The following is a 721-nucleotide window of genomic DNA, read 5'->3' as shown; positions in this document are numbered from 1 at the left end:
AGCGGTGGCGGGTGCGGCGGCCGGGGCCGGTGCTGCAGATTCTTCCTTTCCCGAGCAGGCGGCCAGCGCCAGTGCCAAAGCAACCGGCAGCCACCGGCGCGCGGCGGTGATCGTTGAGACGTGCGACATCCTGCTCCCCTCTAGAAGACGACGTGACGTAAATCATTGATACGCATGGCCGGGACCTGTGGTCCGGGCGCGGAACGATGACGTTTCCCGACGCCACCGCCGGCAACGGCGAGGGTGCAATCTAGCATCCCGGCCACCGCCGCGTACAAGGGGCAGGGGCCGGGACGGCGCAGCGGCGGTCAAGCCGCTGGTGGCGCCGACCTCAGTGGTCGTGCGCCTTGTCGTGCGACCTGCTGTGGCTGTTGGACATCAGCTTGTCGGTCCAGGCAATGCCGATCGCCGACAGGATGAACACGCAGTGGATGATGGTCTGCCACAGCACACCGTCCTGGGTCAGCATCGAGCAGCGAGCGACACCGATGTTGGCCGCGGCCACGCTCATCTGCTCCGGCGTGCACAGCGGAATACCGCCCAGCGCACCGCTGGCGATGAAGGTCTTCAGCAGGTGGATCGAGGAGATGCCGATGATCGCCATCGCCAGCTTCACCTTCAGCACGCTGGCATTGACGTGGCTCAGCCATTCCGGCTGGTCCGGGTGGCCTTCCAGGCGCAGGCGCGAGACGAAGGTTTCGTAGCCACCGACGATCACCAT

The 721-nt window shown here is 66.2% G+C and carries 1 protein-coding gene; it reads right to left on the bottom strand.

Going from position 1 to position 721, the window contains the following annotated elements:
• Nucleotides 1-331 precede the first annotated feature (331 nt).
• The coding region (locus tag DAI20_RS19440; RefSeq protein ID WP_108252885.1) for a YqhA family protein at nucleotides 332-721 on the bottom strand (390 nt) is incomplete at its 5' end.

It is taken from the genome of Planctomonas deserti (genome assembly GCF_003067705.1).
GTDB lineage: Bacteria > Actinomycetota > Actinomycetes > Actinomycetales > Microbacteriaceae > Planctomonas > Planctomonas deserti.
This window is presented reverse-complemented; position numbering and strand designations above follow the sequence as displayed.